Source organism: Rossellomorea sp. QJM3NY_18, assembly GCF_056173145.1.
In genome coordinates this window covers 569,892-583,235 of sequence record NZ_CM149659.1, presented here as the reverse complement: position 1 = coordinate 583,235, position 13,344 = coordinate 569,892, and the positions used below count along the sequence as shown (strand labels likewise).

The 13,344-nt window shown below is 46.2% G+C and carries 11 protein-coding genes; 2 read left to right on the top strand and 9 right to left on the bottom strand.

Features of this window, described 5'->3' with window-relative positions; translation table 11 throughout:
* Nucleotides 1-261 precede the first annotated feature (261 nt).
* The 8 genes from AC0VXY_RS02965 to motA form a co-directional block, all read right to left on the bottom strand.
* A complete protein-coding gene (locus AC0VXY_RS02965) occupies nucleotides 262-1,269 on the bottom strand; it encodes a class I SAM-dependent methyltransferase (protein ID WP_435993486.1) in 1,008 nt (335 codons plus the stop codon).
* A complete protein-coding gene (locus tag AC0VXY_RS02960; RefSeq protein ID WP_475526828.1) occupies nucleotides 1,266-2,582 on the bottom strand; it encodes an FAD-dependent oxidoreductase in 1,317 nt (438 codons plus the stop codon). Before AC0VXY_RS02960 ends, AC0VXY_RS02965 begins: the two co-directional genes overlap by 4 nt.
* A gap of 274 nt (nucleotides 2,583-2,856) precedes the next feature.
* Nucleotides 2,857-5,262 (bottom strand): PAS domain-containing protein, encoded by a 2,406-nt coding sequence (locus AC0VXY_RS02955; RefSeq protein ID WP_475526827.1) that lies wholly within the window; start codon nucleotides 5,260-5,262, stop codon nucleotides 2,857-2,859.
* Between the two features lie 158 nt (nucleotides 5,263-5,420).
* On the bottom strand, nucleotides 5,421-6,350 hold the full coding sequence (locus AC0VXY_RS02950; protein WP_475527800.1) for a pseudouridine-5'-phosphate glycosidase: 930 nt from the start codon (nucleotides 6,348-6,350) through the stop codon (nucleotides 5,421-5,423).
* 19 nt (nucleotides 6,351-6,369) lie between these two features.
* Nucleotides 6,370-7,464 carry a carbohydrate kinase gene (locus tag AC0VXY_RS02945; protein ID WP_435993492.1) on the bottom strand — a complete coding sequence of 365 codons (1,095 nt, stop codon included), beginning with the start codon at nucleotides 7,462-7,464 and terminating at the stop codon, nucleotides 6,370-6,372.
* Between the two features lie 132 nt (nucleotides 7,465-7,596).
* Complete coding sequence (locus AC0VXY_RS02940) at nucleotides 7,597-8,988, bottom strand: alanine/glycine:cation symporter family protein (protein ID WP_435993494.1); 1,392 nt, start codon at nucleotides 8,986-8,988, stop codon at nucleotides 7,597-7,599.
* Nucleotides 8,989-9,333: 345 nt separating this feature from the next.
* Nucleotides 9,334-10,125, bottom strand: a complete 792-nt coding sequence (gene motB, locus AC0VXY_RS02935) for a flagellar motor protein MotB (protein ID WP_435993496.1) — start codon at nucleotides 10,123-10,125, stop codon at nucleotides 9,334-9,336.
* On the bottom strand, nucleotides 10,112-10,903 hold the full coding sequence (motA, locus tag AC0VXY_RS02930) for a flagellar motor stator protein MotA (protein WP_435993498.1): 792 nt from the start codon (nucleotides 10,901-10,903) through the stop codon (nucleotides 10,112-10,114). The genes motB and motA overlap by 14 nt, the downstream gene beginning before the upstream one ends.
* Before the next feature lie 177 nt (nucleotides 10,904-11,080).
* On the opposite strand from motA, the gene AC0VXY_RS02925 reads away from it, so the two are divergent.
* Nucleotides 11,081-12,562, top strand: a complete 1,482-nt coding sequence (locus tag AC0VXY_RS02925) for a methyl-accepting chemotaxis protein (RefSeq protein WP_435993500.1) — start codon at nucleotides 11,081-11,083, stop codon at nucleotides 12,560-12,562.
* A 44-nt stretch (nucleotides 12,563-12,606) separates the two neighbouring features.
* Complete coding sequence (locus AC0VXY_RS02920) at nucleotides 12,607-12,792, top strand: histidine kinase (protein ID WP_159361192.1); 186 nt, start codon at nucleotides 12,607-12,609, stop codon at nucleotides 12,790-12,792.
* Nucleotides 12,793-12,830: 38 nt separating this feature from the next.
* On the opposite strand, the gene AC0VXY_RS02915 is transcribed toward AC0VXY_RS02920, so the two are convergent.
* A complete protein-coding gene (locus AC0VXY_RS02915) occupies nucleotides 12,831-13,208 on the bottom strand; it encodes a DnaJ family domain-containing protein (RefSeq protein WP_435993503.1) in 378 nt (125 codons plus the stop codon).
* Between the last annotated feature and the right edge of the window lie 136 nt (nucleotides 13,209-13,344).

Sequence of the window (13,344 nt, the reverse complement as noted above, 5' to 3'; positions counted from 1 at the left end):
AAGTGAAACACTTACGCTTCGAAAGTTGATTGGAGCGGAAGGTGCTCGACTCCTGCGGGAAACGCTGGACAGGTGAGACCCCGGAGGCGAAGCCGAGGAGGCTCACCGCCAGCCCCGCGGAAAGCGAGCACCTGGAGCGGAAATCAACCACTACTTACTACATCCAAAAGTAACAATATGTATGTAAACATCCAAATGAAAAATCCGAACGATTTCGATGTATAAATAAAATTTCGAATGATCGTTCGGTTTTTCTTTTAACTAAATACTTTTGTCCCAACCTCTTTTCCTGAATATCATTACGTACCATCCGCCTTCTTTCACGATCGGCTCGACGGACTCGACTTTGAAATTGGTTTTCCCGGCGAGTGTCTCCATTTCCTTCTGGGAAGGAATCGGGTACAGGTTCTGGAATGTCATGAAGAAACTGTTGAAGGCACTGGAGAATTGTTTTCCATGCTTGGATTTCTGCATTGGTGTCAGGACGAAGAAGACCCCTTCGGACCCGAGCCACGCAGATGCTTTTTCAAAAAATTGCAGACGTTCGGATGGATCGATATAGTGAAAGAGATTATTGGCCATGATCATATCAAAGTGCTGTTCGGGCTCATATTCATGCAGGTCTCCACAGTGGATATCGATATTTTCGAAGTCTTTAAGAGACTTTTCTGCCGCTTTGGCAACGGCTTGATGGATCTCGACCCCCACCATTTTCTTATCAGGATAACGCTCTCCTATCCTCTTCACATACCCTCCTTCACCGCATCCCAAGTCCAGTATGGAGTCCGCATTGTATTTCTTAATCGCCTTCTGCACCTTTGGAAAAGCAAATCGTTCCAATAGGATCGACGTTTTCGCTACGGTTGAGCCGTGGACATCCGAGTTAAAGTGCTGTTTCGTCTGATTCCGGAGTAGTTGAGGGTACGATAACAGGGCCGGGATATGCAGCTCCATCATTTCTTTCAGCAGGATCCCCGATGAGTGGGGATCTTTTTTGGATGTAGGAAGCTTCCATCTGTTCCTCGTCGTGACTTTTGCGTCCTCCACCCGTTTCAAATGCTTAATGGTGATCCCTACTTCCACCCATTGTTCAAGGAGGTCCATTTCGATGTTTTGAGAGAGCGCCACTTCCTGAATGGAAGCAGGCTTTGTAAATTGATCGAACAGATCCATTTCATATCCGACATAGGCATGCCAGCTGTATAAGAAAGGGACATTCTTTTTCATCCAGGTACGCGCCCGCCATACCTTTACCATTTCTCCAATCATTGTAACGCCTCCTTTCCTTTCCAGGGATAGTCCTGCTTTTCAGTAAATGCAGTCGTTGATTTTTCTTCTTCTGTTAATGAATCAAGTCTGATCGGAAGCATGCCCCCCTGGATCATCCGGTCATAAAGGGTTTCCCTCCACACGCCGAGACCTGAAATGTTCAGCATCTGTTTGTAATGGGAAATCGAATCCTTTTCCATCCTCTGCAGGCTCTTATTCCGGAGCCAGCCGACGGGTCGGTAAGGATAGGAATAGACGAGGGCCGATAAGTGACTGAGGTGCATCTGATGGGCGACCCTCTTTTTTCTCACGTTTGGATACCATTCCAAATTGGCCGGATCTAATTTCCCCTCTTTATACATGTCACATAATAGCTCACCGAGGATACTGCCATCCTGAATCGCCATATTCATCCCTTCACCCGCCATGGGATGAACCGTATGGACGGCGTCTCCGATAAGGGCGAAATGATCCTTCACATAGGTCTCAGCATGATATTTCAATGGGACCATGAGCTGGATTTTCTTCCAATCGTCTATCTGATTCACATACCCGTCAAGATCCGGGCACATGTCAATATAAAGTTTATGAAACTCTGAAATCGGTTTTTTCCGGAGTGTTTTGTATTCACCTGCCGGGATAAGATAAACCGACCTCACCTCATTGTCCGGTAGTGGAAACAAGCCTAAAAATGACTGATATGTAGAAATGATGCGCCCCTTCACCATTTCCTTTGGTCGTGGGAATGTAACCGTGAGGAAATGATGATTGTACTTTTTCTCTTTCACATCCACTTCCATATAGTCGCGGGTGACTGAGCTCCTTCCCTCTGCCCCGATAATGAAGTCACTGTGAATCTCAGTTTCTGCCTTCGACTCCCGTTCCAGGACAGTCACCGAATGACCATTTATCTTTTTACAGACGGTATTCGCCCGATAATGGAAGGATGGATATGCTTCCCCTTTTTTTCGCAGGATGCCCTTTAGCGTTTCATGATGGATCATGAGGGAAAATGGATACGGAGTCGGGAGGATGGAATAGCTCATGGTTGAATGTTCTGCCTTCGATTTGGCCCGTTTCAATTCAATCAGTTCCAGATCGGAAATGCTGTGTCCGTTCTGGAAGACATCGTCTATGACACCCAGGGAATCGAATATTTCCAGGCTTTTCGGCTGGAGAAGCTCACCCTTGTAAACGGAACCCGGCCCCGGCAACCGCTCTACGACGGTTACATCGATGTTACACTGGGCGAGTTTCAGTCCGAGTGTCAGACCTCCAATGCCTCCACCGCTTATAAAGACGTTCGTCTTCATCTCTCTTCACCTCTTTCCATTCATTTAACCTATTTCCAGGATGTTGAAACTTGCCGGTGTGCTCCCGACAAGAGGTGACAAGTTCCTTCCAAGAAAACCTTCATGAAGAAATTTGTGGAAGAGGCTATTTCCCGGGAAAATATCAGTGTTACCACTCACTTCCCTCCAAATTCTTTTTCATTATTTGTCGGATTATTTCATTTAAAAAATCGACAATACCCGTGTAAACAAAAAAACTCCACGACAAGATTCATCTCTCATCGTGGAGTACTTTCTAATGATCTTTGGCAATCGGCAAAAGGATCGTGACGGTGGTCCCTTCGCTGACGTTGCTTTGAATCGATAGTGAGCCGTGATGCTCCTTGATGATTTTCTGACAAATCATCAGTCCGAGTCCGGTCCCTTTTTCTTTCGTGCTATAAAACGGTTCGCCCAGGTGTTTCATGCGCTCAGGAGGGATCCCGCTCCCGTTGTCCTGAATCGAGATTTTCCCATGGCCATCCACCTTTTCTAACTGAACATTGAGGAGTCCCCCGGCAGGCATGGCTTCCAGGGCATTTTTCATCACATTCAAGATGACCTGTTTCATTTGATGGGAATCACAGTGAATTTCGGCTTCTTCCACAGAGAACCTTACATCGACCCCCTGCTTCAGGCATTCCATCTTGATGAATTCAACAGAGCTCGTGAGAAGGGTTGTCAGGGATGTCAGGGAAAACTTGACGGCCCTTGGTTTTGCCAATGCCAGAAACTCATTGGTGATGATTTCGATCCGGTCAAGCTCACCCTGGATGACACCAAAATAAAAGTCATCTTCGGCATTTTCCTTCATGAGTTGTAAGAATCCTTTCAGAGTCGTCAGGGGATTCCTGATTTCGTGAGCCACGCCCGCTGCAAGCTGACCGATCATCGCCAGCTGCTCTGACTTCTTCAGCAGGTCTTCGTTAAGCTTCTTCTCGGACAGATCACGTATGATGGCAGAAATCCCGATCAGCCTGTCATTATCATTCAAGATTGGATTCATATTAAACGCAATCTCAACCGGTGAGCCGTCTTTCCGGTACCGGATGGTTTCATAGTCTTTGATCCGTTTCCCGGCCATCACTGTGGCCAGGTTTTGTTTGAACTGACCGACCTGATCTTCCTGATGGAGAAAGGTGATTTCCCTTCCTGTGATTTCATCCTTTGTCCACCCGAACATCGATTCAAATTGTTGATTCACTTTTAAGACCTTTCCTTCCGGATCCAGAAGGGCGATCCCGTCTCCTGCATGCTCGAAATAGGCTTCAAGCAGCTCTTTCGCTTCTTTCAGTTCTTCTTCCATCTGCAGTTTTTCCGTGATGTCCTGTCCAAATCCGTAAATCCCGATCACCTTATTCTTTACACGGATCGGGATGTTGGTGACGGCTACATGTCTTTTGCCACCTTCTTCATTTTCAAAGGTGGTCACGAATCTCGACGCTTCTCCTTTAAGGGCGACTTCAAATTTCTTGATGGCCGTTTTCTTACTGCCCTCTGCTATGAACTCACTGAAATGGCTTCCGATCATATGCGGTGAAATGTGGTCCCACTGGGTTTTCACCGCGGGATTCACCTCTTGTATGATTCCGTTTGTATCGACCATATAGATATTATCGGGACTGTATTTTACGATTGATTTATATTTCTGTTCGCTTTCGATCAGTTTTCTCTGGATATCCTTGATCAGGGAAATGTCTGATATGGACACGATGATTTCCACCACGGCACCTTTTTGAACTACCGGGACGATGGAAGCCAAATACTCCAATTCCTTGTATTCGTCTTCATAGGTCAACTCTTCTCCCGTTTCCCATATCCGCTTTAGCTTCGGCTGGATTTTCCCTAAATGGTGGGAATCGAACACTTCCTGAATCGTTTTCCCGATCACTTTCGAAGGAGTCAAATTCAGCTTATTCAATAGCTCACCCGCTGCCATTTCAATGACAAAGTCCTGATCGCTTTTCTTTATCTTGTACGTGATGGTCTTTTGAAGGCGGAGGGTATTTTCAAGTTCCACCTTCAAGGACATCAATTCATTTTCATATTTTTTCTTTTCTGTGATGTCGTGAAGGATGATCCCCACACTGTCCACCGTTCCATCACTCTGATAATTGGCTGGAGAAATGGTGATGTTACAGGTGATTTTCCGATGCAAACCCATATCGAAAGTAACTTCTTCTCCTGTCATATTCAAGCCTTTCAAGCCATTTTTCACAATGGAACGAAAGGGTTGATTCTCTAGGGGCTGTTGCTGACAGAGGGGTTCTCCAAGAATGGCATCAGAAATCTGAAACAGCTCCTGGAAAGACTGATTCATTTCCATCACGTTTCCGATTTTATCAATGATACATACACAGGTAGGAGTGTTGTGGATAAGGGCTTCATAAATCGCCGAATGAGAATGATTGGAATCGTCGCGTGAAACGCCGGACCCCAGTGGGATCATCATAACCAATTCTTTGGATGCATCAATCTGTTTCCTCTTGAATCCGTAGTATTGATGATGCAAGCGAATGGAATAATCGTCATCCTCTAACATTTTCAGGAGAAGATTGTCTTCCTTGAGGGTGATCCCCCTCCATTCTTCATTTTGTTCTATAAAAGATGGTTGGGTCACATCGATTATTGCTGCCGGGGCTGGAATTGAATCTACATTCAATGCATGATTAGGGTGCATTTGAGCCATAGTACCTTCCTTTATCGTAACGTTATTACCACCATTTTACCCTACCTTTTCGAACATATAAACGACGAATGTCAATTCACACGAAAAACCCGGCACATCTTTCTGCCCGGGTCATTTACAGTCAACTATATTCAAATCGCTTCAATCCGGCGAAGTTCGGAGTACCGAACGGCAATCTCTGCCCCGATATGAGCATTATGCTTCACGAGGGCGATATTGGCCGTCAGGCTCTTCCCATCCGTCAGCTCCTTTACTTTTCCAAGCAGGAAGGGAGTGGCTTCCTTTCCTTTGATCCCTTCTGAATCCGCTTCTTTTAACGCGGCTTCAATGATACGATCCACCTTCTGTTCATCCATGGCATCCCCTTCAGGAATCGGATTGGCTATAACCACTCCACCCTTAAGACCAAGTTCCCATTTCGCTTTCAGTATGCCTGCAGTCTCTTCTGCTGATTCAACTTTATAATTCACGGAATAGGGGCTGCTTCTTGTATAAAAGGCCGGCAATGAGTCGGTTTTGTATCCTAACACGGGTACTCCCTTTGTCTCCAAGTATTCCAGGGTCAGGCCGATATCCAATATGGATTTAGCCCCGGCACACACGACAGCGACATTCGATACAGCCAGTTCCTCAAGATCCGCCGAAATATCCATCGTCACTTCCGCATTCCGGTGTACCCCTCCGATCCCGCCCGTCACAAATACCGGGATATCAGCAAGTTCTGCACAAATCATCGTTGCCGCCACCGTCGTCGCCCCGTCTTTACCGGAGACCAGGATATAAGGGATATCACGGCGGCTCGCCTTGGACACGTCTCTTGCCTGCCCTAAATATTCAAGCTCCTCCCGGGATAATCCGATTTTAATCTTTCCATTCAAAATCGCGATCGTTGCCGGTACCGCGCCTTTTGATCGAATGATATCTTCAACTTCCCTTGCCGTCTTCACATTTTGCGGATATGGCATACCGTGTGAGATGATCGTTGACTCCAATGCCACAATCGCCATGCCCTTCCTTTTTGCTTCTTTGACTTCCTCAGAGTACTCCACATATGAATGGATATTCACAACCATTTCCCCCTTAATAATAGAGACTGAACTCCTGTTGCAGCTTACTTTCGTTAAGAGTTGGCGCCACCGTATGCCTCGACTGAAGGGTGATCGAAGAACAAATCACACCGATCCTGCACGCCCCGTCCGTATCGGACCCCTTTAAATAGCCGAATAATATGCCGGCTACGAGGGCATCACCCGCCCCGGTCACATCCTGTACCTCAACCTTTGGAGGCAGGATGGCCGTTGCTTCCTTGTATGTAGTGTAATAAATCAGCCCCTGATCTCCACGGGTAATGACAGCACGCTCGGCGCCTCTCATCGTCAGGTCCTTCGCCGCTTTGAAATAATCCCCCTCGGTTTCAATCGTCATATTCAGATACATCTCTGCTTCGCCTTTATTGCAGATGAACCATGACACCCCTTCCAATGAAGGAGGGAGTTTCTTCACCTTTGGAGCCGAGACAGGGATCACTGCCAAAGGAACCCCTTCGGATTGGCATCTCCGGATAATGTACTTCAATACGTCTTCCGGAAAATTCGTATCGAGCAGCACCATTTCTGAAGAGGCAATCAAGCCCCATCGTCTTTCTATAAAGCCAATGTCAACGCTTTCATAAATGTTCATATCAGCCAAGGCAAATAACAGTTCACCCTTTTCGTCCAATACGGCAGAATAAGCCCCAGTGCTTTCATTTAATAGCCTCTGGGACCCGGACACATCAGCGAAGGTTTTCGTCTGGTCCATGAGCCAGCTGCCTTCTGGGTCTTCCCCTACGACGGTGATGAGATTAGTAGACTTTCCGAGTCTCCCAAGATTCTCAGCAACATTTCTCGCCACACCGCCACTCGTCTGTTCCGAGCTCGCAGGATTGGATGTCTCCGGGATCATCTCACCCAGCAACTGCATCTTGCGGTCGACGTTGGCTCCCCCTATGCAGGTGATCCCGTTCCTCTTTGGTATCACATACGCTCGCCCTAAAATTTTCCCCTGTCTGACCAGATTGGATATATAACCGGCTACGGCCGATCGCGAAATCCCACTTCTTTCGGATAATTCCTGCTGCGTCATAAACGGATTCTCTTCGATGAAAGACAATAAAAGCTTTTCTTTCTCGTTCACTTTCTCCCACCCCTATAAAGAAAAGTAACTTTTGTTAATATTCTAAACTTTTGTTTTATTTTACACAAGTTGGAAGTTTTGTTAACAGAAAAAAAGACTTGCTCTTCCCATTGGAAAAACAAGTCTATCAGTTTAAGATATTTTCTTTTCTTTTACCTTACCCGTGTCCTTTAAATAGTATTCTTCGGAAGTAAAGAACTCATTGGTGAGTCTTTTAACCTCTTTACTTAATAAAAGGACCGCGATGATATTCGGAATCAATATGGCTGCAAGGGCTAAATCAAGGAACTGCCAGATGACCTTTGCAGCTCCGACCGATCCAAGGACGATGGCAACGGTATAAACCACTTTGATTCCCTGAGCCGCCTTCCAGCCGAACAGGAATTCAGCCTGCTTTGCACCATAAAAGACAATGACGATGATCGTGGACAAGACGAAGAAAATCAATGAAATCGTGACAAGAATCCCGCCAAACTCACCGAAATAGCTCGTAAATGCCTCCGTTGTCAGGGCTGAAGGATCATCGAGGGCATTTTCTGAGGTCCACACTCCTGATGATAAGACGACAAAAGCAGTAGCTGTACAGACAATGATCGTATCAATCACAATCCCGACAATCGCCCAAAGACCCTGTCGCACAGGATGATCCGTTTGCGCCGCTGCATGAGCAATCGGAGCAGTTCCGAGCCCTGCCTCATTGGAGTATAATCCCCTGGCAAATCCCCAGCGGATCGTCTCTGCGATGGCAACCCCGGCAAAGCCTCCCATTGCAGACATAGGTTGAAAGGCATGTGACAGAATCAAACTGAAGAATTCAGGTACTGCCTCAATATTCATAAACAAAATCACTAAGGCGCTCCCTACATAAATCAGGGCCATGAACGGAACGAAGATCTCCGTCACCTTACCGATCCTTTTGATACCGCCGAATACAATCAGCACGACGATAAGCGCAACGACAATACCCGTAATCAATCCATCTACCTTAAAAGTTTCTTCTACGGTAGAAGCTACAGCATTCCCTTGTACCATGATGCTTGGAATCAACTCGATCATAAGGGCAAAGGCGAACCAGACGCCAAGCCACCTCATGTTCAATCCTTTCGTCATATAGTACATGGGACCGCCCACATATTCCCCTTTTTCATTTTTCTCACGATAGCGGACCGCAAGTACACTCTCCGAGAACTTAAGCGCCATCCCGATAAGGGCAATGACCCACATCCAGAAAATAGCTCCAGGACCACCAAACATGATCGCAGCCGGGACCCCGACGATATTCGCCGCCCCGATCGTGGACGACAGTGCGGACGTCAGCGCCTGGAGGGGAGTGACCGTCCCTTCTCCCTTCGGCTCTTTAAACACACTTCCAACCGTTTGCTTAAAAATGTAAAGAGGATACCTAAATTGTATAAATTTCAATAAAACTGTTAAGTACAAACCCGTTGCACCCAGGACGATGATCAATGGTGGACCCCATAACCACGCCGAAATTTTACCTATGATGTCAAAAAACGTACTCAATCGTGCTCCTCCTTTGATAGAGGCAGTGGCTAACTTTTGGAATAAAAAGCGGGGGAATAGCTGTTTCCTACGTATGTATAAAACCTATCATTTAATTAACACAGACCCCGAATCCTGAAAAATCAGCCACTACTTCTACATGCTTTTCCAGACTTTTTCCCTAATAGAGGGGCTGTAAAACATTTTGAGGAGAATTCTTATTAAATGCGTTCAGAAGTCCCCTGTGGGAGGTCATCACCATGAGAAATCAGTCATTCTATGAGTGACTTCCTTCGACAAGATCCCTCCATTTCCCCGGAAATACGTCAAAAACCTGCAGCCGATCCATCAGCTGCAGGTTCCCTTCTATTCTGTCACCCTCGGTAATATCAACACTTCCACCCGACGGTTCTGTCCCCGTCCTTCTGCTGTTCCATTGTCTGCGATCGGTTCGAATTCACCGAATCCTTTCGCGCTGAACCATTGGGGGTCAAGAGCGGAATTGTCTAAAATGATTTTCATGAAATTGACCGCCCGCATGACGCTAAGCTCCCAGTTCGAGTCGAATTCTGCATTCCGGATGGGCACATTATCTGTATGACCGCTGATGATGATGTTTCGCGGAGGATTCATTTCGAGAAGGCCCGATAATTCCTCAGCAACATTCTGGTCACTGCCCTGGACCGTGGCAGACCCCGAGTCGAATAATACATTGTCGCGAATCGTGAGGAGGAGCCCTTCATCCGTCAGCTTGGTGACGAATTGAAGCTCCAGATTATTCGTTTTGATGTATTCGTTTATTTTTTTCTGGATTTCCTTCAGCTCTTCCTGGTCCTTTATAAAGGCCTGCTTTTCAAGTGCTTCTTTACTTAATTCTTTTTCTTTTTCCTTATCTATCCCGGCTGATGCAGCCTGCTTCTGTTCTTGATCGCTTGACTGCTGGGGGGCGACAGGGCTTGGATGCTCCATCATCCCCGTGCCTCCGGTGAAGATTTCACTGAATACCTGAGAGAGTTCCTTGAACTTCTGGGCGTCCACCGAGCTTGATGCGTACAAGACGATAAACAGGGCCAATAACAGGGTGAGTAGGTCAGCATACGGAATGAGCCAGGATTCATCCATATGTTCGTCATCATGTTTCTTCTTACGCCGCCTCATCCTCATCCCCCTTTAGTAACATGATCCGTTCACTTGCCGGCAAATAGGATGCAAGCTTCTGTTCAATCACCCGGGGAGATTCTCCCTCAATGATGGAAAGAATGCCTTCCACCATCATCATTTTCATTTGGACTTCACGCTTGGATTTCCGTTTCAGCTTGTTGGCAAAAGGATGCCATAAAACGTAACCTGTGAAGATACCAAGCAATGTCGCAACGAAGGCTGCAGAAATCGCATAGCCGAGCTCATCGGTATTATCCATGTGGCTGAGGGCTGCGATCAACCCAATGACGGCCCCCAGGACCCCAAGTGTCGGCGCATACGTCCCTGCCTGTGTGAAGATGAGGGCTCCTGCACTATGACGCTCTTCCATGGCATCGATTTCTTCATGAAGCACATCCCTTATGTAATCGGCACTCTGACCATCCACCGCCAAGGAAAGTCCGTCCCTGAGGAATGGATCATCCACTTCCTGGGTTTTCGCTTCCAGTGCTAGCAGCCCTTCTTTCCGTGCAAGATCCGCCACTTGTGAGAAGAATTGGATCGTTTGTTTGGGGTCCTGCAATTTTTGTTCTTTAAACAATATGCCGAAGAGTTTCGGTACTTTTTTGATTTCGTGTGTCGGGAACGCGATGGTCACTGCGGCCACCGTCCCCAGTAAAATAATTAAAATAGCTGCAGGGTTCAATAAGGCAACCGGGCTTACTCCTTTGAACACCATACCTACTCCCACCGCTATCAATCCTAAAATGACTCCTATTAAAGACGTCTTATCCATCTGATCGCTCCACCTTACTCATCGTAGTCTATTACTAATATCGGATAAAGCCGCTGATTATTGAGTGATAGTTTTATTCAAAATTTTGTAAAAATTACTGTAAAACGTTATGAAGAATCAGTCTGCATTTGTCGATATATGGAATATAAGGGATTTTATTAAAAGGAGAGAAACGTCATGACCCCCAAGCAATTGAAAGAAATCGATAGTAAAAGGAAGAATCTTCTGCTTCTGATCACGTATGGAATCAGCCTTGCTGCTGCGCTCTCGTATTCGATCATCCATAAGTCAGGAACGATTACCGTCACGATATTTTCCCTGCAGATCGCTTTTCTTGCAGGATATTTCGTTGTGCTGCAATTGATATTAAAGAAACCTCATTCCTATGTTTATTTCAGCATCCCGACTGTGTATGCCCTGATGGGAATCTGGCTTTTTCTTGAAGGAGCCAATCCACCCGATTTGGTCATCCTTTTATTTTTAGCAGTAATCAGTGCTATTCACTTTAATCCTGTCATCTTTGGAATCGGCTTCACATCCGGTCTCGTCCTACTCGTCATGAATGGGGTGCTTGCTCCAAAGGGAGATCCGATTTACGCCGAACTATTTGTCCCTGCTTTACTGTGCTATGTATTGCTGGGCATCGTCCTTTGGGTCGTCATCCGCTTAAACCGCACTCAATTCATGCAGCTTCAGGAATTCATTCATCGGACAGAAAGTGAAAGTAAGGAAAAAGAAAACCAGCGAAACTTTTTACAAAAAGAACTGGCGACCATCTCAGGAAGCATTCAACAAATCAATGAACAGGTCCAAACCCATCTCGTCTCCCATGATGAAATGAAGACGGCAGTGAATGAAATTTCAGCAGGGAGTGTCACACAGAGTGATCAGATCAATAACATCGCCCTGGTAACAGAAACGACAATGAGTAAAATGGAAGAAGTCGCAAAGCTTTCAGATGATCTTACCGCCCACTCAACCGATGCGAATGCGATTGCCGCCTCAGGAAGCGAACGGGTCATGGACCTGCAGGAAAACATGATTGAATTGAAAAACATCATCGAAGGCCTACACCAGACCTTTAAAGAGCTCACCAGCAAAATTGAAGAAACCAACAGCTTTATCGGCAGCATCCAGGATATTACGGACCAAACCAATCTTCTCGCTTTGAATGCATCCATCGAGGCTGCACGGGCAGGAGAAGCAGGACGCGGCTTCAGCATCGTAGCCGATGAAATAAGGAAATTGGCCGAAATCACGAGGAATACGGCGACTCGCATCAACGACAATCTCGCATCCGTCAATGCGGTGAACTCCTCTGCTGTTGAAATCATGAATCTAAGCTCTGAGAAACTCAATGAAAATGTGGGGGCTACCGGTGAAGTCACGGCGTATTTCAAATCATTGCGGGAGAAGCTTGACGCTCTGTCAAATGAATTCCAGCGCCTCACCACCACCGCTTCTGACGTAAGGGGGCAGACCGAGGAAGCCGAGCTCTCAACGAAGGAACTGGCGGCTGTCATCCAACAGACATCTGCGGGCCTTGAGGAAATCAGCGCCACCATCGAAACCCTTCACGGTGACAACCGGACGATTGCGCAATACGTTCAAGATACTGCCACAAGTGCAGCCCGTATTCAGAACAGTGTCAACACATAATCTGTGGTAAACTGAGAAGAGAAGCTTTAAAGGATGTGGCACTGTTGAAAAAACGATTCACCATGATCATTCCCATCATGATACTCGTAGCCGTTGCATGTTATTGGATGCTCGGCAAATATTATTCCGAGATCGAACCTGGTTCAAAATTCATGCTGATCATCGGAGGCACTCTTCTATCCGGCGTGATTTCCTTCTTCTTATTTAAAGAAGACGGAGAACCAAAATAAAGAAAACACCACTTTCATCACAGAAAGTGGTGTTTTCTTTATTTCAGCAACTTGTCTTCCAGCTTATGCTCATAATTTTTGAATAAGGAACTATTTGTTTTGATTCTCTTCTTCGAAAGCATGCTGTTGTATTTCAGCAATTTCTCATTCAGATTCTGCTTTAATTCCTGTTCTTCCTCTTCATTATCACAGACTCTGATCAAGTCCTCGATCCTCATCATTTCTTTTTTTATATTCATTTCATCGGTTGTGAATCCTGCGTTCTTCATGATGCGATGGGCCATTTTCAGTTCTTCGGGAACGCCTCTGTCATCGTCAAGGTTAAGCGGTTTTCCATAGCCGGGAAGGTTCTCGAACTCCCCGTCCTCGTAAGCCTTCTTAATTCGTTGCTCCGAAACAATGGTTGAAAAATCCAACACTATCACCCCTTAGGAATGGATTAAAGTAGCCACCCGTTACTACCAGTATATTCAATCGGACGGGTTGCTGCACATGTGAGATGCGTCTATTTTCTGACAATTCACTTTCACATATTTTCAGTTCCCCTGGAAA